Origin of the sequence: Shewanella sp. 10N.7 (assembly GCF_020806285.1) — a bacterium.
Taxonomy (GTDB): Bacteria; Pseudomonadota; Gammaproteobacteria; order Enterobacterales; family Shewanellaceae; genus Shewanella; species Shewanella electrodiphila.
In genome coordinates, this window is record NZ_JAJGZS010000015.1 from 69,666 (window position 1) to 94,008 (window position 24,343).

Genomic DNA, 24,343 nt, shown 5'->3' on the forward strand with positions numbered 1-24,343 from the left:
TAGCCTAAGAGTGATGAACAAACAATATTTTAGATTTATCAACATCCCCAATTAATGCACAAACTTTACCTTCATCGCATGACATTACAGCTTCTTGTTCCTCTTTACTCAAGCCGTAATCCTGCATGACTTTTTCAGGCGAGCTTTCATAGGCTTGTTTTAATTTTGCATCCGAGCTTAAATCCGTTAAAAAAGAGCTAAGTTTTGACATAGTAATTTCCATTTTAGTGTTGAAAGGTTTATCCAATATCGCAAGCTTCAATCCCAAGGCGCTTTAATATGTCGAAATTTAAAGCTAATTGCTCCGAGGGAGGTATTAATAATGTACTAATGGTGCTGAGTTCAACATGAGGCAACTGCTCAAGGTTGAAACGTTCAATTCTAGGTTTTAAATGAGGTAAGGTAGCAGCTTCGTAAATGACTACCTCATGCTCACGCGGATACCACTGTGATAGATGCTCAACTAAGATCTCTAACCGCTCTGATGTTGTCGAAAATTCAGTTAACGTATGTTCGCCAGCTAACGATATTTGCCACAGGAGTAGATGGGTCTTAGGGTTAGGAATATGCTGATACAGCATAAATTGAGTGGCTTCGTAGCTTTGATGTCCGGAAGTGCCAGGATCTATACCTAAATCAGCCCATAGGCACGATTCTGCTGAAACTCCTGGCAGCATTTCAGCTTGATAACCTTCTAATCTCGCCTGCTTAATCGATAAATGCGACACACAAGCAAAAACGCCAGGATGACCATACAAAGCAACAACCACGTTTAAGCCAAGACGTACTTGTTCGAGTATTGCATCGACCATTTGCGAGTAAGTATCACGGCGATTTTTTACTTCACCTTTTTGGGCATAATAAGGCTGAAGTGAGTGATGATTAGCATTTAAACTGACTAGCCAACGTTCAGTAAACCCATCAGGAACCAGCGAAAAAATGATATCTGCATTTTCAATGTAGCTTTTACTTAATACACTGATCTGCCCAGCTAGTTGCAAACCGGTACCTACAAATGTCACCTTACCTGCTGATTTTTGAGGTGCCAGTGATTGTTGATTTTTTTTAGTTTCTTTTGATGACATCGTTAATCATTATTCTTTTTGTCAAATTAGAGCGAATATTAAGCACGTATCGGGCTATGCAGGTTTATGAATTAACTTAATTAATCAATTTTTCTGTCTCTGCTAAAACCTATTATTCAAACTTATATAATTACTCTTGGATTTACCATATTTTTCTACATTTATGTAACAATTAAGCGCGATTACCTGAGTAATTAGTCAAGTTTACTAAGTTGTGAGGAACTAACTGACAGCTATCCACTCTATTATTCACACAGTTATAGCATCCAACAGTTAATAGCCACTTGTCAGCATAGGGAAGCCTTGGGTATGATGGCGTCAGATTTTTAGGAAATAGCGCAGACAATGATAAACAAAAAACAAAGTCTTACCCTTTTAGGCGCAGTTGCGCTATCAGTATCTTTAAGTGCCTGTAGTGTTTTTGATTGGTTAATCTATAAGCCTGATGTACCGCAAGGTAACTACATGGAGTTACAACAAGTAGAAAAGCTACGTGTTGAAATGACTAAAGAGCAAGCCGAATACATATTAGGTCGCCCAGTACTGCGTGACAGTTTCGCTGATAATATTTGGTATTACGTTTATCACTTTAAAAGTGGTCGTAATGCCAGCGTGACTCACAAAGAGCTTATTTTATACTTCGACGGTGATTTACTCACCAAAGTTGAAGGCGATTACAAATTAAGTGATGACTTTGATACACCACTTAATGAAGGTGCACTGCCAACCGTATCTGCGCCTGTGGTTGCTCCGTTGCTACCTGAGCAAGAGCCTAACGCCATTCGCCGTGATGCTAAGCCACTGGTTGAAGAAGAACGTATTTCAAAGGAAAATGACGTTCCTAAAGGCGGTAATCAAAATCGGCCAAAAGGCGAGTAACCAAATTATACTCACAAAAAAGCGGACAGCATTAGCTGTCCGCTTTTTTTATACGTAAAACTCGTTACACATAGCATTACGCATCAATATCACATGGATAGCTTAAGTTTATAAATTAAAGCTTAGCACCAGTAATTTTGTTGCTGCGCCCTTCCTCTTTCGCTTTTTCAGCTCGCTTACGGCGTACATCTTTAGGGTCCGCAATGAGTGGCCTATATATCTCAATACGCTGACCTTGTTGTAGCACTTCATCATGCTTGGCTTGGCGGCTGAATACTCCAAGTTTGACCTTTTCAAGATCAATTTCAGGGAAAAAACTGACAATATTACTCTGCTTAACAGCCTCAATAAAAGTGGTGCCAGGCATCACACTAATGGTGATAATTTTTTGTTGCGTAGGGAGCGCATAAATCACATCCACAGAGAATGTTTCAACGTCATTTGTCATTGTAAATTACCTTGGCTCTATCGGTAAAAGCCGTCACCATCGAATTCATTAACTCTTTAAATACACGGCCAAATGCCATGTCCGCAAGCGGGTTTGAAAACTCAAAATTTAAGTCAAACTCAACTTTGCAAGCATCTTCCGTCAACTCAGTAAAACGCCAAATGCCATCTAAGTTTTTAAATGGGCCATTTTCAAGAGCAAGAGACACGGATTTTCCAGGCACAACCTGATTGCGGGTCGTAAACGTTTTACGAATACCCGCTTTAGATACATCAACCGATGCGACCATTGTCTTACCATCAAACTCAAGGACTTTACCGCCCACACAGCCAGGTAAAAACTCATGGTACGACTCAACGTCATTTACCAGATCATACATTTGCATTGCACTGAAGCGTACAAGCACATTTTTTGAAATTTTTGGCATGAATAACAACACTATCGATAACAATCTGCCAATTTTAACACGCTTGAAGTAAAACGCATCCATTACGATTAAGGAATAAACTCGCATCTTTAAGTGGTTTGGGTATAATCCCTTGATTAGTTTATTCTCTCCCCCATATCTGCAGTATGTGAAAACGAGCAGATCTTTTAAATGGGATAACAGCGGGCAGTACACGCGATTATGGTAAAAAAGAATTCGAAAAAATCAAAGAATCCACCCGCTACGATTACACGTAATAAGCGCGCGACCTTTGAATTTAAAATTGAAGAAAAAGTAGAAGCAGGACTTGAGCTACAAGGCTGGGAAGTTAAATCCTTGCGTATGGGTAAAGTGACCTTAGCTGATTGCTATGTTTTCATCAAAAACGGTGAAGCATTCATGCATGGTTGTACTGTTCAGCCCCTCAACACAGCGACGACCCATGTAGTATGCGATCCGGTTCGTACTAAAAAGCTACTAATGAAGCGCAGCGAAATTGATAAACTTGAAGGCTTAATTGAGCGTCAAGGTTATACCTTAGTGCCGCTATCTCTATACTGGCGCAAAAGCGCTTGGGTAAAAGTAGAGATTGGTCTAGGTAAAGGTAAAAAAGACCATGACAAGCGTCAAGACACTAAAGAAAGAGAATGGAAAGTCGAACAGTCGCGCGTAATGAAAAAGAGCAGACTGGACGGATAATATACAAACGATTGTGTTTTAGTGGAATACGCTAGGTATTTTAGCGTTTACCCGATACAATCAACAAACTTTGGGGGCGATTCTGGATTCGACAGGATTCACGAAACCCTGGGAGCATGTCGAGGGGCGGTTGGCCTCGTAAAAAGCCGCACTGTTATAGTTGCTAACGACTCTAACTACTCTCTAGCAGCTTAGGCTAGCTAGCCATCTTACCCACGTCTCTCAAATGGGCAGGGATTCAAGATGGTCATATTACATTTGATAGCGAGGGAACTCCGTCCGAGGGTGAACCGCGAAATAGTATCGGACTCGCCAATTGCAATCCTGTCTTTCGGAGTGTACTTGGTTAATCAAAAGAGAGACTAAACATGTAGCGCCTTGGATGTAGGCTTTCTGGACGCGGGTTCAAATCCCGCCGCCTCCACCAAATACTAAAAAGACCACCTAGCAATAGGTGGTCTTTTTTTGTCTACAACTTGTAATCGTTTATTATCCGTATCAATAACCTAGTACGCACACGTCATGTTTTGCTCTAAAGCACATTCTATAATACCCTGTTAACTAGTGCTTTTTATAACAAACAAGGATAGTTTAATGAATAATAATGCCAAAAAGCAATATACCCAGCTAAGAACTTTCCATGTATGAACAACCCCATAAACCAAGTCACTCATCTATGATGAACAGCGGTATTATTTTAGTATTAAGACAAATACTAGGCCACACCGACATCAAAGACACAATGCGCTACGCCCACTTCGCACCCGATCACCTAGATAATGCGATAACTAAAAACCCGATTACAGGATTGCTAAAATAGATGAAAGATAACGCTGATAATTATGTACTAACAATAGTTAGTTGGACTATGTTCATGTATTTACTTTCCCAACCAGAAATAAATGCTGAGAAAGAGCATCTCTATCTCATACCTACTTTATTTTTTGTTTGTATATCAAGTGGAACATTTAGTTTTTTAAACATGAATTCTCAAATTTTTAAGTTAATATCCAGTCCTCTATGTAAACATAAAACATGGCTAAAGCTACTTTTTATAATAGAGCCTGCATTGTTTTTTATTTTATTCATGTGTATTAGTAAAATCATTGAATTAAAAACTGATGAGACGGCTGCAATCTTATCCGTGTTTATTGGCACTGTTGGAGGTATGGTTGTTATAATGTTCGACGGCATATTGAAGAGAATCACGCAACAAAATCAAATAACAAGTGACGACAGCAAGGCGGAAAAAGTTACAACCTATAGCAACAACCAGCCACCAACAAACACTCAAGCTCCTGAAAAACAGCAAAAACCTATACACCTCGACACCACAAAATAAATGTAGGCTTTCTGGACGCAAGTTCAAATCCCGCCTCCACCAAATACTTAAAAGGGCTTAACCGCAAGGTTAAGCCCTTTTTCTTTGCCTTAAATAAAACATTTACGTCTCAAATTATTCAAAACACTTCAATTGATTCACATTTGGCGGCGGGAGCTGAACCAAGGCCCATAATTTTCACATAAAAAAACACCTGCTTGTTGGCAGGTGTTTCGAATCTAAATTGGCAATAATGCTAATTAGTTTTGTTTTCTAACAAACTTAGATTTAAGCATCATTTGACCGTGGCCATCAACTTTACAATCGATGTCGTGGTCTGCATCTACAAAGCGTTTGATAACCGCTTTAGTGCCAACTTTAAGAACGAGCGAAGAACCTTTAACTTTAAGATCTTTAATCAAGGTCACTTTATCTTCTTCAGCCAGTAAGTTACCAACAGCATCTTTTAAAATGATTGCATCTGGATCGATGATTTCTTCATTCGGGTTCCATTCATGAGCACATTCAGGGCAAACTAATTGTGAACCGTCTTCGTATACATATACAGATTCACATTTTGGACATGGTGGGATAGCGCTCATGGTAATTTCTCTCAATTGATATAAGTTTTCAGGCTGATTAGCCTAAGTCATTCCACTAATAAGCAGAAATAGATGTTTTACATTATACGTAATTTATTGGATCTCAGCCAGTAACAGCACATTACTCGAGTCACAGTTATAACACTGAGATCCTAGATTACAACAAGACTGCACCATTGAGTTTTGCACCTACAAGATAGTAATTCCCCTTACACCTCTGAACAGTACAATTTTTCGCTCACTTGCTGTTGACCCTAGGTCATATTCAGCTCATATTGATACATAATTGTTAATATTTACATCAACTTCTACAACATTTTTCGGTTTGTTATTTGGGAGCAGAATATCTTGTTATTATTAGTAAGGCCTAGCCTTTGAGTTTAATTGCTCACTATCTCCATAAATGGAAAATTAGGCTGGGTATCTTTTTTGTGCTTATCTGTATATGGCCTATTCAAACTTGGGTCATTTCGTTAATGTCCCATGATGCACTCACGCCGTATGAAATTAATCTCACTCTACCCTTATCAGACGAGCTAAATCAGCAATACGGTTTATCCGCTTCAAGTCACATAGAAAGCGTGTTTGTCAGTGGCAGTTTCTCCGATTGGCACCCTGACGATGCCTATTATCAAATGCGAGCTAATGGCGACAATCAATGGCAATTCACATTACCCCTTCATCATGGCGACATAGAATACAAACTGGTTTTACAGGTTAAAGGTGAACAAGATCCTATTTGGATTTTAGACCCTTATAACCCGAATACATCAGTTAACCCATGGGGAAACAAGAACTCGTTAATAGAAGTTGCCGATTGGCCAAAAATTGCGTTAATAACTCAATTGCTGACTTTTGCACTGATTGGCTCTTTCTATTATTTTGCTTACTTGAGCCCTTACTCTATTGGTTGCTGCATTTAAAAATGCCATTGCATCGCAAGCTAATGCTAACCAATGTGTTGATCCTTGTGTGTGCTCAAGTGATTTTTTTCAGTTACCAATTACATCAAAATAGACAGTTAATTAAGCTGAGTGTCAGTGACACCTTACACAATATGCACTTGCTTTTAGCCAGTAACCAGGTTGATTTCACTGATTTAACCAGCCAAAAAACGCAGATAGATAAAACCATTAGTCATTTCTTTAACCAAGCGACAACTCGCATTGATAAAAAGCAAACCAGTCTATTTCAAATTACCTTGTCAGACTTTGCGGTTCTCGATAACGATGGCCAACTGATTTCTTTACATCATAGACAACAAAATGAATCGATTCAGCTTGATAGAGCCACAAAACTGGGATTTAACTCTACCTCAGATTATTTTGTCAAAGGCATGTGGTCCAAGTTAATTCCACTAGCAAAACAAGATGCACTCAATGGCCAGTTAATTACCGCTAAAAGACCGCCAGCCATTCGACATGTCGAAACCAATAAAACGCGCCAAGGAGAATGGGTACTGGGCTTTAGCCAGGTCATGCAGCCTATTATTGAGCGTGGCCAACTGATGGGGTTTTACGGTGGATCTATTCAAGTGAAGCTTTATGGTGCAGAACTATTAAATACACTTATCTTTCAATTAATGCTGCTGTCTGGCGTATTGGCGTTAGCGAGTTGGTTATTAATGAGTGTAGGTAAAATCGTTACGGCGGATATTTTAACTTTGACCAATTGGACCCAAAAAGTGGTCAAAGGTGACTTAACCCAAAAACTAAAACTGAATAGCCAAGATGAAATTCAGCAACTCGGCGATAATTTTGAAATCATGCGCCAGTCTTTAGCTGAAAGCTTTCATCAAATTGAACAGCAAAACAGTAACCTATTTAAAGAGGCTTATTTTAATAATCTCACTGGGTTACCTAATCGCAAAAAACTCTATGCTGATTTAAGCAAGCATCAAGCAAGTTCTTTGTTGGTATTCAACATTAACAACTTTGGTGAGATAAATGATTTTTATGGCATAACCACTGGCGATACTATCATTCAAAAGGTCGCGAATGGCTTGGAGCTGTCTTGCGCCCCTCACAGCCTTTATAAAACAGGGGCTGATGAGTTTGTAGTACTCATGGCTTGTGACTGCAGTAATCAGCAACTGCAACAATTAGCAGAACACATCATTGACCATATCAGTCATCAAGCGATGACAATTGATGGTAATGAGCTCTATGTCACCTTAAGCGCAGGTGGAGCACATTGCGTTAACGACCAATATTCTCAATTACATCAACAAGCAGATTTAGCGCGGCGTATTGGTCGTCGTCAGTTCCAGCGATATCGATTATTTACGCCAGATATGTCAAACCCAAAAGCCTTTGAAGCGAACATGCATCAAAACCGAATGTTGGTATCAGCTGTTCAGCATGATTGGGTGACGCCGTATGTGCAGTTAATAAACCCATTGTCAGCCGATGCACAGCCTAAATTTGAGTGTTTGATGCGAATCTGTCTTGACGATGGCACAGTGCTGACACCGGCGATGTTTATGCAAACGGCAGTACGTTCAAGACTTTATCCTCGGATGATGAAAACCATGTTAGAAAAGTCATTCTCTCTCTTTAGTCAGTTACCTTATGAGTTTTCGGTGAATATTTCACTGGAGGATATTGCTGATAGTGAGCGAGTTGCCGAGCTATTTGAGCTGCTTAAGGCAAACCCGGAGACCTCAACCAGACTGACCTTTGAATTGCTCGAAAGTGAAGAAATCACCAACTATGATTTAGTCCATGACTTTATTGTGAAGGTAAAACCTTTCGGCTGTAAAATTGCCATTGATGACTTTGGTGCAGGCTACTCTAACTTTGTCCATTTAATGAGTCTTGATATCGATGTCATCAAAATTGACGGTTCATTAATCCGCAATCTTGATATCGACACCAAAGCGCAACACTTAGTTGAAACTGTGACCCATTTTGCCAAAAAAATGAACATTAAGACGGTAGCCGAATTTGTAGACTCAGAACAAGTACTCTCGCAAGTAAAACACTATCAAATTGATTATGCCCAAGGCTTTTTACTTGGAAAACCTGAAGCCTCGATTGAAGCCGCCTTATCTATCCAAAGAGACAATAGTGCTTAACCCTTATTAATAAACATTAAGTACTAATTAACTGCAGCACTAATTAAGTGGAGCTGTTATGCCCACTTTAAAGCGACATAAAAATGCTGCGAAGTGACGCAGCATTGTGTTTAAGCTAGGGTTATTAATTGCGCTAGCTCAAGCAAGCTAAAGCAAACTCCTGCTTGTGGTTACACTAACTCAGCAAGCATGGCATCGTCATAAGCGGTGAGTTCAAGTCCATCGCGCACTCTAGCGACATAATCAGGGTTGGCGATAAAAGCTCTACCGATTGCTAATAAATCAAATTGATTATTCGCAATCGCCTTACTACCTGTTTCGGCGGTATAACTGCCCACGCCCACTAATGTTTGCTGATATTGCTGGCGTAAATAACGAGACGCCGTTCCACCTAAATAATCAAACTCCATCGCATCATCAAATATACCAAGATGTATAAATGCCAAGTGACGGGTTTCTAGCTGCTTTAACAGTGTATCGAAAACCGCTCTATCACCTTGATTAGGTTCCATATTGAAATATGCACCAGGTGATAAGCGAATTGCCGTTCTATCACTGCCGATAGCTGCAATAATTGCATCGACTACTTCAACTGCAAAGCGCGCCATATTTTCAGGTGTTTCACCGTATTCGTCTGTGCGGTTATTACATGAGTAATGCAAAAATTGATCGATTAAGTAACCATTGGCACCGTGGATTTCTACCCCATCAAAACCCGCTTCGATCGCGTTACTTGCTGCAGTTGCGTAGTCACTGACTAGTTGCGCAATATCTGCTTGAGTGGCGGCTTTAGGCTGTTGATAGGTTAATTCTCGATTTCTAGGTATCGTGCCTTCAATGCCAATATTCGATGCTGAAATCACTTCGCCATTTTGCTCACCAAAAAAGAACGGATGAGCGACACGCCCTGTATGCCATAACTGCGCGAAAATCTTGCCGCCTTTGTCATGTACAGCCTTAGTGACGACTTTCCAGCCTTCAATTTGCGCTTGCGTATAAAGGCCTGGGGTATTCACATAACCTTGACCATCGGGGCGGATAATGGTCGCTTCGCTAATGATTAATCCTGCATCGGCTCGGCGAGCATAATATGCTGCCATGGTAGCGGTAGGCACTAAGTTATCATCAGCCATACAACGAGTCAGTGGCGCCATAATTATTTTATTATTCAGGGTTAACGTGTCATTGAGCTTATACGGGGTGAACAAGGTGGCGGTCATAAAATACTTCCTTGATAAAAACGGTTTAACAAACTGAATACGCAAATCAATTTTACTATTCGGCCAGTTAACATTCGAACATGAAAAAGCGACTCACTAGTAGTCGCTTAAAAATACGCTTTGTATGTACGTTGTAAATAGAAATTTAGTTCTGAATTAGACTAAATTTTTCTGAGCGTAGACACGTTCACCTAATGAGTTGAGGATTTTACATTCACCATCAAGTACAGCAATAATCGACTTTCCTGCTCTAAAATCATTAGGCAGCATTACCCTGCCCGTTTCGCTTACATCTAAGCCTGTCAACACGGTATTTTTCATTAATAACCCCACAGGAGCCTCATAAAATAATACTGTCACCGTCGCTTTATTTTCGTTATCAGTGGTGGCCGGTTCTTGAATCACTTTTGTCATATTTTTACTCTCTTACCGATGCTAACTACATGCTTACGATATGGTTTTTATATCACTTGTTTCAGTCTAGACGATTATTGTTGCTAATACCTCATTCAAGCAATCAATATCTTACACAAATTTAACACCATCTATGGTAAATTAATCCTAATAATCCTATATCGGCTGATCTGCATCAACTGCAACGCCCATATAGACTAAACAGCTGCGATTATTTTTGTTAGAATCAGCGGCAATTTTTCGAAATTCAAAACGAGATCAAGATGGGAAGAGCATACCAAAACCGCAAAGAATCTATGGCAAAAACTGCCGGCCAAAAAACGCGTATCTATTCGCGCTACGGTAAAGAAATATACGTTTGTGCTAAAAATGGTGGTTTTGATCCTGATGGTAACCTTGCGTTACGCAGCCTAATTACCCGTGCAAAGAAGGATCAAGTCCCTACTCACGTTATTGAACGCGCAATTGAAAAAGCCAGAGGCGGTGGCGGTGAAGATTATGATACTGCTCGCTATGAAGGTTTCGGCCCTGGTGGTTGTTCAGTTATCGTTGACTGTTTAACCGATAACGTAAAGCGTACATTCACTGAAGTTCGTCAAGCATTCGTTAAAAACGATGCAAAATTAGGCGGACCAGGCACAGTTGCTCATAGTTTTGATCATCAAGCGGTATTTGTATTTGCTGGTGACGATGATGAAGCGATTCTTGAATTATTAATGATGGCTGATGTTGATGTAACTGACGTTGAGTTAGAAGATGGCATGATCAGCGTATTCGCGCCTATTACTGAATTCAGCAAAGCACGCATTGCTTTGACCGAAGAAATTGCTGACATCAACTTTGAAGTTGAACATATTACTTTTGTACCTCAAGCCATGACTGAACTGACTGGTGAAGATGTTGAGACCTTCGACAAATTCATTAACGCGTTAGAAGATTGTGATGATGTACAAAATGTTTACCATAATGCAGAAATTAACGATTAATCCGTGAGTTTCTTGCAATAAAAAACGCAGTCATTTGACTGCGTTTTTTTGTATCTAACTCATATTAGCTTGATTTACTTAAGATCCATTTCTTGGACTCGTTCATAAGCAATTTCAGGCGCTGTGACTTCTGGTTTGGCGTGTAAATCAGCTTTTAGCTGACCTTTTCGATGCTTTAATGCTGCATCAAGTTTTTTACCTGCACTTGAAAGCGCAGGGTACATAACAGGGTCTGAGGCTTTTGCAGCTATACGACTTCCTTCATAATTTGTCGTGATTTCAACTTCAAATTCGCCGTGTTCTTTTGAGATGATAATATCGAGCGATATTAACGTAGGGAAATGGCTGGCAATTTTAGTGAACTTTGCGCTAACGTCTTCTTTTACAGTATCTGTAACATCAACATGGTGACCTGAAAGATTTATTTTCATAGATAACTTATCCTTTAATAATATAGCTTGGCTATATACTTCACTTTCTAGCAGATATTTGTGCTTACATAAGTAGATTTTGGGGCGTATGTCCTAGATCACAAGGGTAATCGCATTAATCATTGTTAACTTAATAAACAACCTGCTTCCATTTTCATACTTATGTCATTTATTTAGTTTACAGCTTTAGTATAGACATAAAACCACAACAAAATCTGCAACTTTTGTCGTCTTTACGCTGAATTTGTATTTATTGTCATTTTTCAAACAATTAAGTGTACTTTTTGATTGTTTTTCATTCTATTAGCCGTGATAAAGTTTGTGATAGATTGTTCATGTACGGTTTATCCGCCAATACAGATGCAATAATGCTCAGGGTTAAAGCTGTAAGCATTGATAGCATTAACCACAAATACTGAATAAAACGACTATTACTCTCTCAATAAAAAGCCCAGCTAAAGCTGGGCTATAAAAGTGAAGCCTATAATAACTAGGCTAATATATACTCTTCATTACTGGTTTAATTCACAGAAGTAACGCTCAATACTGGCGAGCTTGAACTTGGCCCAGTAACCGTAAAGCGATAAGTCCCCGCTGTTGCCACGTCAAACTGCATGTTTGCGCCTTTTGAAGCCAACGTTTTCATATCGCCTTCAACAACAGCTTCTTCACCTGCTATCGCGCCCAAATCAATAGTAGACCAATCTCCGGTAGCAATCTTAAACTCTGCATTACCCGCTTCTAAAGCGATATCAACAGTGTAAACAGATGAACCTTGATAGCTCAGGGCATCAACTTCGCCCCAACCATTCATTCCGCCACGAATATACACAGTATTAGTGCCAAACATTTCTGTTTTATTGACAGTTAGCATTGGCTCTAAACGATTACTCATATCAAAAGTAAAAGTGTACATTTCTTCAGTTTCAAAGTTGAGACTCATATTCGTCCCAGCAACCGCTAACGCTTTGGCAGCATCTAAGGTCACTGCACCATTATCATCTAAACTGCCATAATCAACTGTAGACCAATCACTTGAGGCAACTTTAAATTCATGGTTTGCAGCTGATACCAATATTTCTGCTTGGTAAATACTGCCGCCCATGTAAACCAATTCATTGGTTTCGCCCCAGCCATTCATGCCGCCACGAACATAAACACTCGTGCCGACGAAAGGCTCTTCGTTGTATACGGTGAGTACAGGGTTATCTTTATCTGCTGCATTAAGTGAGAACACATAAGTGGCATCTGTTGCTGCTGTAAAGCTTAAGTTAGCTCCGCTTGGGGCAAGTTGCTCTGCAACATCTTCCTCAACACCAGCTTCAGCATCAGATACGCCGCCAAAATCAACGGTGCTCCAATCTGCTGAGGCAATTTTAAAGTCATAGCCACCAGCGGCTAAAGTAATTGCAACGCGATATTCACCACTACCAATATAAGTAAAGCTATCCACTTCACCCCAGCCGTTCATGCCACCACGAACAAACACTTCTGTGCTGCCATATGGCACAACATCTGGCGCACCCGCTGTAGCATTAGCACTTAAACCTGTACCTTGTGTATCACCCTGATTTTTAACAAATACAGCGGTGGTATAAGCAGGGACAGTAAACGTACCTTCTTCAGTACCCACGCTAAAGTTTGCACTTTGCACTGTGGTGTCAATCGACATAGATAAACTTGGATGCAAACTAAACCCAGATGCTGTCGGCACTGTATGAGACTGCTCATTTTCACTGCCGTTGATCATCACGACCATGGCATCAACTGAAGGATCTATATCAGTTAAATCAGCACCATCATCAATACTCATCACAATCACGCCCTGAGTCTGATTTTTGCCAATATTATGGAAACCAACACGGTCAATAATGTCTTGCTCAGTCGTTAAACGCAGTAATGGGCTCGTTTTACGTATTGATAAAAACTCATTAAAGACGTTAGAAGCAAACTCAATTTCAGACATAGAAGGGGCTGAATTAGGATTCCCCGCAAGCGCAATAATTTGCTCCATTTTCTCAGCATTATCTTGCTCTAACGGTAAGCCTACATTCCAGTTATTACTGCCTTTAGTAAAGTCGACCCAGTTAAACCAATCGCCGGAATCATAAGTATTTCGGTCTAATGATTTTGAGCGCAACATGTCACCACCCATTTGTAGAAATGGAATACCTTGGCTCATTAATGGAATCGTAGCGGCAATATTTTGCACTCGTACGCGGCTATCTAACGATAAACCAATATCATTTGAATACTGTAAAATATCCCAAAGCGTTTCGTTATCATGCTTTGATACATAGTTAATACTGTCTGCAGGATCTAAGGTGTAACCTGTTGGCTGTGAGTTCCAGCTAAAGCTACTCCCGGTGGCAGTATTACCGTTAAAGTCTTTTAGTACGTAGTTTTGTAAGTTACCTGCCATTGATAAGCGCAGAGTATCTTGGTCACGCAGATAATCGTCTTTTTGCTCTATTGCAAATAAAGCCCCCCCTCGAACGGCCTCACGAATACGGTCATTGTAGGTACCGACTTCGCTGCCTGCCATATTTGCTTGAGTGGCTTGTTCGAACAATCGATTATCGGCGACTTCACCAAAGTTCCAACCTTCACCGTAGAAGTAGTTATCAGCATCCACCGCTTGAACGGCATCACGGGCGGCTAAAATACTGCTTTTAGGCATATGTCCCATGACATCAAAACGGAAACCATCAAAGCCATATTGTTCAGCTAAAATCACCATGGAATCAGAGACAAACTTATCCATCATTCGATGTTCTGTTGCCGTATTATCACAACAGGTTGAAGACTCAATGTTGCCAGTAATTTCGTTATAACGGTGGTAATAACCTGGCACGACTTTATCAAGCACTGAGTTATCCCAAAGCCCAGATGAACTGGTATGGTTATACACCACATCTAACACGACTCTTAGCCCTAACTCATGTAAAGCTAAGTTCATTTCACGCAGTTCTTTTACACGAGCAATGCCATCGGCATCGCTAGCATAACTGCCTTCAGGTGCAATAAAGTGCTGAGGGTCATAACCCCAGTTAAAGCTGTCATAACCGCGCATAGCTTCAACTAATGCTTGAGCATCATTTGAGCCTGGTAATGCTCCTTCTAGGATTGATTGAATTGTGGCTGATTTATCTTGGGTAACACAGGCATCTGCATTATCTTCAATCTTGTCACACAAGGTGCCTAAAGTGTCTGTTATATCAACTCGCTCTGCCGGATCTTCATTAACAGTAGCGATATCATTGACAGGCAATAAATGAAAATGAGTCACGCCGCTCTCAGCGAGCTTACGCAGATGATCAACAGGTGCACTACCCTCTTCAGTAAAGGCTAAATATTTGCCACGATTCGCTTCTGAAGTGCTTTCATTACGCGCACTAAAGTCACGAACATGACCTTCGTAAATCACGATATCTTCAGGATTGGCAACCGTCATAACTTCGTGGTCATCCCAACCTTCTGGCTTTAAATCATCGTCACTTAAATTAATAAATTGACTATAGCGGCCATTGGTTGACACATTCAGAGAATAAGGGTCCGTTGATTCAAGTGTTTCAATAGCTTTAGTTACAGGATGGAAAACGGTGAGTTCGTAACGGTAATACATTCTGTCTAAGCTCATATCACCACTGAATGACCAAATACCTGTTTCAGCATTTAAGGTCATCGACTCAGTGCTGGTTAAGTTTTTAGCTGCATCATAAACGTTCAAATTCACCGTCTGAGCTGTTGGTGCCCAGACTTTCGCCATGATGTTACTGCCATCATAGATTATGCCTAAGTCAGCTTCATCAGCATCATTCTCACCAGCGGTGTAAAGTGCATCAAGTACTTTAGCTGCTTGAACATGGGTTGCTGCGACAGGTTTGTTGTCGCCATCATAAGCCACCATGATTAACTGGTTTTTAGCGACCATTTTAGCTTCATCAGCACTAAAGTTTGCTTCATAAGCTGGCCAATTCGCTAAATGCGGTACTAGGGCTTTTTGGGCATCAGTGAGTTCACTGCTCATCACTTCAACTTGTGTGCCACTGATATTGCCTGCGATATCGCTCTCAATACCTGCGGTTGCAGAATGATGAATGACAAACTTTGCAATTCCGTCCGCAGACTGATTCCATACAAAAGTATTTTGATCTAACCAATGGGCACTTGCCCCCTCAATAGAGAAACCGACATCCAATATAGGGAAGTTATAGACATCAGGAGTGCCATCAATTGTAAAATTAGCGCGATCAAATTGCGCCTCTATTGCAGTAGAATCTTCATAAGCCTTGAGGTTAACCGACAAATCACCTGCAGATAACGCCTTGGTATCACCATCATGGATAATAAATTGGGCACACTCTGAGTACCCTTCTTTAAGATTAAGGATCCAATAAGCACCGTAGTTTTCATCAACACCATCAAACAGGTGGCCATTACTCCATTCTGTGGAGTCAAACGGTGGGGCATAGCTATTACAGGCATCGTTATTCCAAGTATGGAGCCTGTATGCCGAATAATTCGGATTCGTTTCGGTGTTATTATTATCCTTCAAGCGGTTGTAATATAGAACAGCTTGATTTTCACCAGCTAAAACCACAGGTAAAGGTAAACTGTCGTTATAACCAACAATACAAGCTTCATTTTTGGCATCAGGGAAAGTCGGTGCTTTACACACTTTTGCTGGCGGAGCCACACATTCAGTGCCTGTAGAGTTGGGAATGTTTGGCGAACTACAAGTCAATAATACCTCACCTGGTTCTGATGATTCACTACCACAGCCTGTCAATGCTGTGATACTAGCTGCAACCGCAGTCAATTTTATTATTTTAGAAATACTCATCATGAGTGGGCTCTCCCCATTGAATATGTTTTTATCAAACGTGATACTTGGTGTTTATTCTCTCGATTTTCTTTCAAGTGATTACATTGCATAAGTGAACCCCAAATAATATTCACGCCCAAAATATTGAATCGTTCCTGTTTTTTGCTGGGTGCCAAAATAACTTTTGGTGGGTTCATCGGTTAAATTGTTTACTTGAAATAACACACCTAACCCATCAGTGACTTGATAAGACGCTTGATAGTCAATGACTGTCTCACCATCAAAGTTGACCACTTGCTCATTAATCGCCACTTGTTCTGACACAAACTCATCGCGATAACGCGCACTCACTCGGGTTTCAAAGCCTTCATAGGAATAGAACAGTGTTGCATTAGCAACGTTATTAGATAATCCAGGTAATGATTGAATCGTTGTATCACCACCTAAACTGGTGATAGATTCAACCTCTGATTCGGTATAGGAATAACTGGCATTAAAGCCTAAGCCTGACCAAGCATCAGGTAAGGTTGAAAATACTTGGGTATAAGCTAATTCCAGGCCGCGGATGTAACCACCGTTAGCATTATTTACTGCGGTGGTATAAGTGCCGTTATAGGTGGGTACACGGGAATTATTATCAAGCTCTTTGTATTCTGGGACATTAAAGCCATTCCCTGCAAAATCGAAATCAGTGATACCAATGGTATCAATGAATGAGTCAATATTTTTGTAGAATACTGCGGCAACTATCGCACCGTCATCAAGGTAGTATTCATAAGATAAATCATACTGATCGGCATAAAATGGTTTTAAGAAAGGATTGTTAGTACTGGAACCATTGATTTCGCCATCATCTGAAACCGTTGCACTAATATCGCCAGCAAGACGATTGATTGGCGGGCGAGACATCACTTTCGCGGCCGCAAAGCGCAATTGAGACTCATCATTTAATTTGAAATTAAGGTTTATCGATGGCAAATAATCTGTATAGCTAATACCTTGAACTGTGCGCGCATAGTGTTGATTGATAATGCCTATGTCGTCTGTAATGTTTTGCGCACCTAACTCAGGCTCCCCACCGACATTTTGCAACATGGTTGCTGATTGGTCAGTGTTAACCACACGCACGCCAAAGTTACCCGTTATAGGCAAGCTGCCTATTTCTAGATCGATATTAGCCATCACATAACCAGAAAAGACCTCTTCGTATACCTCCCCGCTTTGCAGCATGGTCCATGAGTAACCATTTTCATAACCTTTCGCGTCAATGACTCCAGCAGAATTACCCCAAGTTTGTACAGGTTGCGGTGTGCCATCAGGGAACCAGGCATTGAGCGCTTTATCTACATCAATCGCTAGATATGAAGGGAAGTAACCAAAGTCCCCTTCCCAGTCGACCACTGTGGCCATTTCATCAGTTAACCTAAGTGGTGGTTGCGATTCAGAAAAGGCATTATCAGCACCATATTCAAATACCGAGCGATCATTTGAGTAGGTACGATCAGAGTAGCGACCACCAAACTCTATACTTGAGATAAAATCATTATCAAGTTCATAGGTGAAATCTAAACGAAATGCAGTTAATTCATCCTCATTTACAAAGGGGTAAATACCGTATTTACTCACCATCACTTTATCTATATTTGAAAAGTCATCAGCCTGATTAAAACCCACATCAGGTAGATTTAAACCATTAAGTAGATAGTTGATTGCCACATCATTATCAAATATGGGTGAATCGATGGTGGCATCTTCTGCAACGTTAGACCATAGCAAACCATTACGGAAATCACTTTTAGCTGACGATAACGACACATCTAAATTTACATTTAAATTATCAGTGACTTGCCAATCAGCATTGATGCCAAAGCTGTTTACTTCATCAAAATCTTGATTGTCATCGTTGACGATTTCAACGCGAGTATTACTGTCTTTTGATTTACGCCCGAAATTACCACCAACCACTGCATTACCATCTAATACAGGGTTATGAATATTGGCATTTTCACCATCAAGTTTTACCCTAAAACCACGAGCAAAAGCTTCACTATCAAAACGAGAAATAAAAGCATCTGCCTTCAGGACAAAGTTTTCAACAGGTGCCCACTCAATAGCCCCCATGTAGCCATTTCGGGTTTCAACACCGCCTAAATGTTGTAACTCGAAGCCTTCACCTAGGTATTCTTTATGGACATTGCTCATGTCACCGTCATCGCCAACAGGCCCATTAGTATCATTCTCTAAGCCATCAACATCTAACGAGCCATTATAAGCAAAGCCTACAAATTGCGTCGCGACACTGGGTTGCTCAAGCCTTGCATATCCAACAGCCACCCCTAAGGTATCTTCTAAGAACTTACCTTGATACGAGAAGCTTAAGCGATGACCAAACTCTTCTGCGCCAAACACTTCGTCAGCGCGGTCGTTATACATGCCACGAACATTAGCTGTAAAGTTGTGTTGTTTTTCTTTGCTTAATGGGCTGACGGTAGTAAGTTCAACCGTACCCGCTACACCACCTTCGATGAGTGATGCTTTTGGCGATTTATAAACTGCAGCTGAACTGATTAACTCTGAAGGATATTGGTCAAACTCAATACTACGTGAACCACTTGTCGATACCTGCTCACGCCCATTTAAAGTTGAAAAGACAAAGCCTCCAGACATACCACGAATATTGATTTCTGCAGCTTGGCCACCTGTACGTACCGCTGAAATACCCGGTAGTCGCGTTAATGCATCAGCCATTGATACATCAGGCAGTGCACCTAAGTCATCTGCTGATAGTTGCTCAGAAACGGTATCCCCATAGCGTTTTGAGTTGAGAGAATCAATTAAGCTGCGACTATATCCAGTCACATTAATCCGTTCGATATCTGTGTCTTCTTCCACAGCCTCAGGGTTAGATTCTGCTAACACATTGGTAGGTGTCGTGCTTTCAGTCGCTTGGACTTCAACATCAGCTGTTGATGACTGGACTGATTGTGTTTTTACCTCATCGGCTGCCAAAGCCTGACTAGGAGTTAATATAAAACTGACTCCTGCCGCCGCTAGCGCTAGCGATAAAACACTAGGTTTACAATTGAACATTGAGTTTCCCCTCACCTTACTGACTTTATAGTCACCCAACATTCAGTTATACGACTCAGACTAATGGAATATCAGGCATTATTATTTGGTTATAGTAGTCATGGATAAGTATTCGCCTCAATTTATTGCATACGTATTCATAACATTTGATTAACAATTAAGGCTATTAAATAAAGGCTAAGAGGATGAAAAATCGGATAAAAACTATCCAAATAAATATTGCAAAGGAATTTTTACTCTAGGCTAGTCTTTAAATATCTAAGCTTTAGTAGATTTCATCAGTCACTTAGGTAAAATGCTTGTTCAGCGAAAAATATCTAGGCAAATGCTTTTACATCATTTGATGTTTTACTCAAAAAAGCTTATCTAAATATTTGAAATTGTTAATAAAGGATTTTTAGATGGGTTTTAAGTTAACGGTAAAGTGGCAAGCGGATCACTTTGAGCATACTGCACCAGAATTTAACCGAGACCACCAAATTGAGTTCGGTTCAGGCCAAGTGGTTAATGCTTCTTCAGCGCCAGAATACAAGGGTAATGAAGCTAAGGTAAATCCTGAAGAGAGTTTGTTGGCAGCATTATCCTCATGCCATATGTTAACTTTTTTAGCCATAGCTCATCTAAAACGGCTCACCGTTGAAACTTACACTGACAACGCCAAGGCCGAGTTAGGTAAAAATGAATCGGGAAAATTATCTGTGACTAAGATGTGTCTTAATCCACAAGTAATATTTGCTGATGGTGTAGAAGTGAGCCAAGAAGTCCTGCAAAAGATTCACGATAAAGCGCATGCCAATTGCTTTATTGCCAATAGTATTAACTCTGAAGTAGAGATTAATCTGTAACTAGTTTACCTGCGATAAACACTTGAAAAGCCACTCAATTGAGTGGCTTTTCAATATGGAAATGTAAGTCTAGTAATTAACCCATATCATAAGCTTAATTCGTAAACTTAGTTAGGAAAACAGGAAGTGAGCCTGTGTTTTGAACCTGTGTTTTGAGTAAGTGTCTGACTCAATGTTTAACTCAGTGTTTTGACTGAACCTTAGGGCTCATTTTTTGCTGTTCACTATAGCCCATAAACATCTTACGATATTCATTATTGACCATTGTCCACATAACAAGACCAAACAAAAAACCTGCCGCGGGATAGATCATTAGCGCTTGAGTAAATGAGTTGACTAATTGGGTGTTCATGACGAAATGGTCGATAACAAAGATAATAAAAGCCGTTGAAATTCCCCAGCCCAATACGCCGTGTAGAAAAACAAATCGCCACTTTCCGCCCGCAATCAACGACTCGAGTTTTACTTGTTTTGAATAACTAAAGTCACTCATATCCATCCTTAGATTTGAATTCGATTTCCATATTTTAGGGTTATATTCATCTTGCTCTGACGACAATAATGAATCAACCTTTTGGCTTACAGGCCAAACTTTAACGCTTAAACTACATAAAATAAAAGCCGCTGTCGACTACTTTTTCGACAGCGGCTTTTCATTAGAAATGCTGCAAAATATTTATTGCGGCAAGATATCTTTCGCAGCGCCAGTCTCAGGGATTGGTAGTGCTTTTAACGGTAAAATAGGCGTCTGCACCATTTCATCTTTTAGGTAACTAATAGCTTTATTGAGCTGAGCATCAACACCACTGAAGGTGGCATAAGGTAAGTTATCGACTTCAATATCTGGTGTCACCCCAAAACCTTCAACAATCCAACGTCCATCCATTGCATATTGTGGGTATTCAGCCACACGTGCCATGCCTTTATCTGTAAGACGGTTTCGACCTGAAAGCCACACACCTGCTCCCGCTGTTTGCTTACCAATCACAGGGGCAATACCTAAGGCTTTAATCCCTGCAGAAAAGGTTTCTCCATCGGAATACGTCATTTGATCAGCTAACACGACTAAATGCCCTCTGAAGGTCTGCTGCATATTGGTACTAGCAGACCCATGTGTTGGCTGCCAAAATGCCCACGCACGGCGCAGTAGTTTCTCAATAATCCAACTATCAATATTGCCGCCTCGGTTACGACGAACATCGATGATTAAGCCTTCTTTATCATAGTTGGTATAAAATTCACGGGCGAAACTTTCAATGTCACCCGAGCCCATAGCATATAAGTGTAAGTAGCCCATTTTGCCATCGCTGGCTTCGGTCACTTTAGTGGCATTGTTATTGACCCAATCTAAATAACGTAATTTTGCGTCGGTGTTATTTTCATGAGGAACCACAATCGTGCTATGGCTGCGTTTACCGCGCTTTAACTCTAGTAATACTTGTTTTTTTGCTTGGTTTCTAAGCCCTTGGGTCACTTCTGCAATATTAGTGACTGGTTTGCCGTTAATCGCCAAAATAATATCACCTTCTTTAGCATCAACTTCGATACGTGCTAATGGTGATGCTTGGCTTGGTAACTCAGGATCATTTTGATAAATATGGCTTATTACTATGCCTTTTGAAGTTTGCGTTAATCGCGCGCCTAAACTTGCTCCTGTTGCAGTGTCATTTTTAGCAATGTCGCCACCCCTGACTTGTGAGTGCAAAGCGTCAAGTTCACCCATCATTTGTTTGAAAATGTCATTTAGTTCATTTCTGTCAGTCAGCCTTGCTAGCAAAGGTTGGTACTTTTTCTTTATTTCAGTCCAATCTTTACCACGCATATTTTTGTCATAAAATGAATCTCGGTGCATTAACCAGGCATCTTCAAAGATTTGTTGCCACTCTTGCATTGGCGATATGGCTAATTGCCACTGAGCCGTGTCTACTTTGGTGTTTTTAAGCTCAGCAGGTAGTTTATCGCCCGCTGTAACTATGTGTAATTCACTCGGATTAGACTGCTTAGTAATCAGCAGTTTTTCACCATTAGCAGACACCTGGTAATCAGCGATATCAGCAGCAAACTCGCTAACGTCTGCAGATAAGTGATCAAACTTAACTAATTTCAAACTGGTTTTGTTTGCATGAGTGTCTAACAAGTAGAACTTATCTTTTAACACTGTCAATTTGTCATAATTACCTGCAGTGATAGGCACTTGCCATAGTCGCTGTTTAATCCCTTTCCAATCCACTTTAGCCTTTTTAGTGGTGTTCTCTTCATCATCAGAAGTAGCAGCTAATTGCGCTGCATTAAGCTCGGTTGGTTTAACAAATGGAAACAGGGCTTTTTCATTTAATGCGATAGCAAAAACTTGTGTCCGTTTATCAAAAATCGGCCCCATATTTCTATCACCCCAAGGCGAACCCGGTGTGGCATCAAAGTGACGATTTGATAAAAAATATAACCACTGCCCATCAGGACTGAAACTTGGCGAGTACGACTCATACTTATCACTGGTTAGTGATGTAGACTTTTCTTCAGATAAAGAATAAAGCACGATTTGCGGTCGCTGCTTACCGATTTCAGCTTTCGTTACCGCAATAAGTTGGCTGTTAGCAGACCAAACGATATTAGGGTATTCACCTAATCCTTCGCCGTTAGTAATGATTTTTTGATTGTTACCTTTTTTCAAATCTAGCAACCAAACATTGCCATCATAATCATCGTGAGCAATATAGCGGCCATCTGGAGATAAATGTAAGCTAGTGCGAAGGCTACTGCCATCTTTGGTTAACTGCTTAGCCCCTTTGGTGCCATCAGCTGGGAATTTCCATATTTCTTGCTGACCTGATGCATCACTGATGCCGTATACCCACTTGCCATCAACGCTTAATACGCCGTCTCGAATGCGAGATTCAGCAGGACTTTGAATCTGCACTAATCGGCTGCCATCATGGCTGGCAACTGCAACATGGCTTCTTGCTGTTATAACCGCTTTGTCACCTTTCGCGGCAAACTCGACAGAGGTCGCGAATTCCATCGGATCGTTTATCCAATGTTCACGGCGATGAGGGAAATCAGAAGTCAAACTGACATTAATGATTGATGAGTTTTGATTAGCAATATCAAACACTTTTAAATCTGCACCGTGTTGGAAAATAACTCGGCCTTGATTTAGGGTCGCATCACGTACCTGCCATTCATTGAACTTGGTGTGCTGCTTAATATCACTGCCATTAAGCTGCATTGACCAGATGTTGTCATTTCCTGATTGGTCACTGACAAAATACAATCTTTGTTGCCACAGCATAGGTTGTCTTACTGAACCTTGATGCGCCGTTGTTAGTTTTTGCGCTTCATTTTCGCTGCCAAGCTCGAAGCGCCAAATCTCGCCCAGTGCTCCACCTCGGTAAACTTTGGCATTGTCGCCGCTGGCCTGTAAGCCAAACTGGGTGAAGTATACGTACTTACCCTGTTCATCTATCGAACCTTCAATCGCATCTGCAAGCGGTAAATCCGTTACAGCCAATGAGTTAGGATTAACGGTTTTCAGTACCCAATAATTCGCTGGGCCATGGGCATTGTCTGTTGAGTAAAGCACTTCTCCTGAAGCAGTCCAGCCTTGTAATCTGACACGGCTGTTTTCAAAACTTACCCGTTTGGCTACTCCTCCGCCAATTGGCATAACATAGACTTCTGTCGCCCCGTCATAATTCGCGGTATAGGCTAGCCATTGTCCATCTTTAGATATTGTCGCGTCTAACTCTTCAGCCGCTTGAGTGGTGATGCGTTTAGCGTTTGTTTGATTTAACTGACTGGTCCACAAGTCGCCTTCTGCGGTAAAGACCACGGTTTGGTCATGTAAGGCAGGGGCTCGGTAATAACCTTGATTGTTTGTATCGAGCGCAAAAGTTGAAGTACTGCATAAACCTAATGCCAGTAAACATGCAGTAACTGAGTGGCGAAGTTTCATAGTCAGAAAAATCCTTGTAAATATTATTATTTTCAAGGAC

At 40.7% G+C, this 24,343-nt stretch carries 20 protein-coding genes and 1 other RNA gene; 9 read left to right on the forward strand and 12 right to left on the reverse strand.

Going from position 1 to position 24,343, the window contains the following annotated elements:
• Positions 1-4: 4 nt before the first annotated feature.
• Positions 5-211: a hypothetical protein gene (locus tag LMH66_RS11115; protein WP_153913335.1), complete on the reverse strand. Its 207-nt coding sequence runs from the start codon at positions 209-211 to the stop codon at positions 5-7.
• Positions 212-239: 28 nt separating this feature from the next.
• Positions 240-1,085, reverse strand: coding sequence for an SAM-dependent methyltransferase (locus LMH66_RS11120; RefSeq protein ID WP_229370090.1), 846 nt, complete (start codon positions 1,083-1,085; stop codon positions 240-242).
• 345 nt (positions 1,086-1,430) lie between these two features.
• Between LMH66_RS11120 and LMH66_RS11125 the strand changes: the two genes are divergently transcribed.
• The gene (locus LMH66_RS11125) at positions 1,431-1,964 is read left to right on the forward strand and encodes an outer membrane protein assembly factor BamE (protein ID WP_229370091.1); all 534 of its coding nucleotides are present in this window, start codon (positions 1,431-1,433) and stop codon (positions 1,962-1,964) included.
• A gap of 115 nt (positions 1,965-2,079) precedes the next feature.
• Here LMH66_RS11125 and LMH66_RS11130 read toward each other — a convergent pair whose 3' ends face one another.
• Both LMH66_RS11130 and LMH66_RS11135 read right to left on the reverse strand, forming a co-directional pair.
• Positions 2,080-2,412, reverse strand: a complete 333-nt coding sequence (locus tag LMH66_RS11130; RefSeq protein WP_229370092.1) for an RnfH family protein — start codon at positions 2,410-2,412, stop codon at positions 2,080-2,082.
• A complete protein-coding gene (locus LMH66_RS11135) occupies positions 2,402-2,839 on the reverse strand; it encodes a type II toxin-antitoxin system RatA family toxin (RefSeq protein WP_102526513.1) in 438 nt (145 codons plus the stop codon). Before LMH66_RS11135 ends, LMH66_RS11130 begins: the two co-directional genes overlap by 11 nt.
• A gap of 201 nt (positions 2,840-3,040) precedes the next feature.
• Here LMH66_RS11135 and smpB point away from each other — a divergent pair, with 201 nt between their 5' ends.
• The 4 genes from smpB to LMH66_RS11155 all read left to right on the forward strand — a co-directional run bounded on the left by smpB (position 3,041) and on the right by LMH66_RS11155 (position 4,880).
• Complete coding sequence (smpB, locus tag LMH66_RS11140; RefSeq protein ID WP_102526487.1) at positions 3,041-3,538, forward strand: SsrA-binding protein SmpB; 498 nt, start codon at positions 3,041-3,043, stop codon at positions 3,536-3,538.
• A 72-nt stretch (positions 3,539-3,610) separates the two neighbouring features.
• Positions 3,611-3,965, forward strand: a transfer-messenger RNA (tmRNA) gene (gene ssrA / locus LMH66_RS11145).
• A 213-nt stretch (positions 3,966-4,178) separates the two neighbouring features.
• Positions 4,179-4,358: an integrase gene (locus LMH66_RS11150; RefSeq protein ID WP_229370093.1), complete on the forward strand. Its 180-nt coding sequence runs from the start codon at positions 4,179-4,181 to the stop codon at positions 4,356-4,358.
• Positions 4,359-4,880: a hypothetical protein gene (locus LMH66_RS11155; RefSeq protein ID WP_229370094.1), complete on the forward strand. Its 522-nt coding sequence runs from the start codon at positions 4,359-4,361 to the stop codon at positions 4,878-4,880.
• A 239-nt stretch (positions 4,881-5,119) separates the two neighbouring features.
• On the opposite strand, the gene LMH66_RS11160 is transcribed toward LMH66_RS11155, so the two are convergent.
• Positions 5,120-5,461: a zinc ribbon domain-containing protein YjdM gene (locus LMH66_RS11160; RefSeq protein ID WP_102526514.1), complete on the reverse strand. Its 342-nt coding sequence runs from the start codon at positions 5,459-5,461 to the stop codon at positions 5,120-5,122.
• Between the two features lie 374 nt (positions 5,462-5,835).
• On the opposite strand from LMH66_RS11160, the gene LMH66_RS11165 reads away from it, so the two are divergent.
• Both LMH66_RS11165 and LMH66_RS11170 read left to right on the forward strand, forming a co-directional pair.
• Positions 5,836-6,384, forward strand: a complete 549-nt coding sequence (locus LMH66_RS11165) for a glycogen-binding domain-containing protein (RefSeq protein ID WP_229370095.1) — start codon at positions 5,836-5,838, stop codon at positions 6,382-6,384.
• 2 nt (positions 6,385-6,386) lie between these two features.
• Positions 6,387-8,537, forward strand: coding sequence for an EAL domain-containing protein (locus tag LMH66_RS11170; RefSeq protein ID WP_229370096.1), 2,151 nt, complete (start codon positions 6,387-6,389; stop codon positions 8,535-8,537).
• A 170-nt stretch (positions 8,538-8,707) separates the two neighbouring features.
• Here the strand turns inward: LMH66_RS11170 and LMH66_RS11175 are convergent, their stop codons facing one another.
• Both LMH66_RS11175 and LMH66_RS11180 read right to left on the reverse strand, forming a co-directional pair.
• The gene (locus LMH66_RS11175; RefSeq protein ID WP_229370098.1) at positions 8,708-9,757 is read right to left on the reverse strand and encodes an alkene reductase; all 1,050 of its coding nucleotides are present in this window, start codon (positions 9,755-9,757) and stop codon (positions 8,708-8,710) included.
• A gap of 156 nt (positions 9,758-9,913) precedes the next feature.
• The gene (locus tag LMH66_RS11180) at positions 9,914-10,171 is read right to left on the reverse strand and encodes a TIGR02922 family protein (RefSeq protein ID WP_102526490.1); all 258 of its coding nucleotides are present in this window, start codon (positions 10,169-10,171) and stop codon (positions 9,914-9,916) included.
• Between the two features lie 263 nt (positions 10,172-10,434).
• On the opposite strand from LMH66_RS11180, the gene LMH66_RS11185 reads away from it, so the two are divergent.
• Positions 10,435-11,157: a YebC/PmpR family DNA-binding transcriptional regulator gene (locus LMH66_RS11185; RefSeq protein WP_102526491.1), complete on the forward strand. Its 723-nt coding sequence runs from the start codon at positions 10,435-10,437 to the stop codon at positions 11,155-11,157.
• A gap of 74 nt (positions 11,158-11,231) precedes the next feature.
• Here the strand turns inward: LMH66_RS11185 and hpf are convergent, their stop codons facing one another.
• The 3 genes from hpf to LMH66_RS11200 form a co-directional block, all read right to left on the reverse strand.
• On the reverse strand, positions 11,232-11,588 hold the full coding sequence (gene hpf, locus LMH66_RS11190; RefSeq protein ID WP_102526492.1) for a ribosome hibernation-promoting factor, HPF/YfiA family: 357 nt from the start codon (positions 11,586-11,588) through the stop codon (positions 11,232-11,234).
• Between the two features lie 520 nt (positions 11,589-12,108).
• A complete protein-coding gene (pulA, locus tag LMH66_RS11195) occupies positions 12,109-16,437 on the reverse strand; it encodes a pullulanase-type alpha-1,6-glucosidase (RefSeq protein WP_229370100.1) in 4,329 nt (1,442 codons plus the stop codon).
• Positions 16,438-16,515: 78 nt separating this feature from the next.
• Positions 16,516-19,506, reverse strand: a complete 2,991-nt coding sequence (locus LMH66_RS11200) for a TonB-dependent receptor (protein ID WP_229370102.1) — start codon at positions 19,504-19,506, stop codon at positions 16,516-16,518.
• Between the two features lie 401 nt (positions 19,507-19,907).
• On the opposite strand from LMH66_RS11200, the gene LMH66_RS11205 reads away from it, so the two are divergent.
• The gene (locus LMH66_RS11205; protein WP_229370104.1) at positions 19,908-20,351 is read left to right on the forward strand and encodes an OsmC family protein; all 444 of its coding nucleotides are present in this window, start codon (positions 19,908-19,910) and stop codon (positions 20,349-20,351) included.
• A 181-nt stretch (positions 20,352-20,532) separates the two neighbouring features.
• Here LMH66_RS11205 and LMH66_RS11210 read toward each other — a convergent pair whose 3' ends face one another.
• Positions 20,533-20,844 carry a hypothetical protein gene (locus LMH66_RS11210; RefSeq protein WP_102526496.1) on the reverse strand — a complete coding sequence of 104 codons (312 nt, stop codon included), beginning with the start codon at positions 20,842-20,844 and terminating at the stop codon, positions 20,533-20,535.
• A gap of 183 nt (positions 20,845-21,027) precedes the next feature.
• The gene (locus LMH66_RS11215) at positions 21,028-24,303 is read right to left on the reverse strand and encodes a S41 family peptidase (protein WP_229370106.1); all 3,276 of its coding nucleotides are present in this window, start codon (positions 24,301-24,303) and stop codon (positions 21,028-21,030) included.
• Between the last annotated feature and the right edge of the window lie 40 nt (positions 24,304-24,343).

Excerpts from the sequence above, each read along its gene's own strand:
- pulA (WP_229370100.1), bottom strand. The coding sequence starts at position 16,437 with ATGATGAGTATTTCTAAAATAATAAAATTGACTGCGGTTGCAGCTAGT.
- LMH66_RS11185 (WP_102526491.1), top strand. The coding sequence starts at position 10,435 with ATGGGAAGAGCATACCAAAACCGCAAAGAATCTATGGCAAAAACTGCC.
- LMH66_RS11155 (WP_229370094.1), top strand. The coding sequence starts at position 4,359 with ATGAAAGATAACGCTGATAATTATGTACTAACAATAGTTAGTTGGACT.
- LMH66_RS11205 (WP_229370104.1), top strand. The coding sequence starts at position 19,908 with ATGGGTTTTAAGTTAACGGTAAAGTGGCAAGCGGATCACTTTGAGCAT.
- LMH66_RS11215 (WP_229370106.1), bottom strand. The coding sequence starts at position 24,303 with ATGAAACTTCGCCACTCAGTTACTGCATGTTTACTGGCATTAGGTTTA.
- LMH66_RS11200 (WP_229370102.1), bottom strand. The coding sequence starts at position 19,506 with ATGTTCAATTGTAAACCTAGTGTTTTATCGCTAGCGCTAGCGGCGGCA.
- LMH66_RS11150 (WP_229370093.1), top strand. The coding sequence starts at position 4,179 with ATGTATGAACAACCCCATAAACCAAGTCACTCATCTATGATGAACAGC.
- LMH66_RS11175 (WP_229370098.1), bottom strand. The coding sequence starts at position 9,757 with ATGACCGCCACCTTGTTCACCCCGTATAAGCTCAATGACACGTTAACC.
- LMH66_RS11160 (WP_102526514.1), bottom strand. The coding sequence starts at position 5,461 with ATGAGCGCTATCCCACCATGTCCAAAATGTGAATCTGTATATGTATAC.
- LMH66_RS11130 (WP_229370092.1), bottom strand. The coding sequence starts at position 2,412 with ATGACAAATGACGTTGAAACATTCTCTGTGGATGTGATTTATGCGCTC.
- LMH66_RS11120 (WP_229370090.1), bottom strand. The coding sequence starts at position 1,085 with ATGTCATCAAAAGAAACTAAAAAAAATCAACAATCACTGGCACCTCAA.
- LMH66_RS11170 (WP_229370096.1), top strand. The coding sequence starts at position 6,387 with ATGCCATTGCATCGCAAGCTAATGCTAACCAATGTGTTGATCCTTGTG.
- smpB (WP_102526487.1), top strand. The coding sequence starts at position 3,041 with ATGGTAAAAAAGAATTCGAAAAAATCAAAGAATCCACCCGCTACGATT.
- LMH66_RS11135 (WP_102526513.1), bottom strand. The coding sequence starts at position 2,839 with ATGCCAAAAATTTCAAAAAATGTGCTTGTACGCTTCAGTGCAATGCAA.
- hpf (WP_102526492.1), bottom strand. The coding sequence starts at position 11,588 with ATGAAAATAAATCTTTCAGGTCACCATGTTGATGTTACAGATACTGTA.
- LMH66_RS11210 (WP_102526496.1), bottom strand. The coding sequence starts at position 20,844 with ATGAGTGACTTTAGTTATTCAAAACAAGTAAAACTCGAGTCGTTGATT.
- LMH66_RS11115 (WP_153913335.1), bottom strand. The coding sequence starts at position 211 with ATGTCAAAACTTAGCTCTTTTTTAACGGATTTAAGCTCGGATGCAAAA.
- LMH66_RS11180 (WP_102526490.1), bottom strand. The coding sequence starts at position 10,171 with ATGACAAAAGTGATTCAAGAACCGGCCACCACTGATAACGAAAATAAA.
- LMH66_RS11125 (WP_229370091.1), top strand. The coding sequence starts at position 1,431 with ATGATAAACAAAAAACAAAGTCTTACCCTTTTAGGCGCAGTTGCGCTA.